This window comes from Dellaglioa sp. CoH-56-MRSF-13 (genome assembly GCF_056782095.1).
The window spans coordinates 1-231 of record NZ_JBXAYC010000235.1 but is presented as its reverse complement, the minus strand read 5'-3'; the positions used below and the strand labels follow the sequence as shown (position 1 = coordinate 231).

The 231-nt window shown below is 55.8% G+C and carries 1 protein-coding gene; it reads left to right on the top strand.

What is annotated here, in order from left to right:
* The coding region (locus AC1RP1_RS08525) for a hypothetical protein (protein ID WP_481762811.1) at positions 1-231 on the top strand (231 nt) is incomplete at both ends.

The following is a 231-nucleotide window of genomic DNA, read 5'->3' as shown; positions in this document are numbered from 1 at the left end:
ACGCGCCTCATCGACCGCATGCGCGACGTGCTGTATGACTTCTTCTGTCGGTGGGGATACCGTGCTGTATTCGACTACTCGGAAGTGCGCAACAAGGCAGTTCTGCGTGTCGATTATGTGCACGATCCTGCGCGTCAACCCATCGTCGGCCTCAACGAGAAACCGGAAAGCGATTCGGAGAAAGTTCAAATCGCACTAGGCGGCCTGCGCCTTACGTTCAAGTTCGACAAG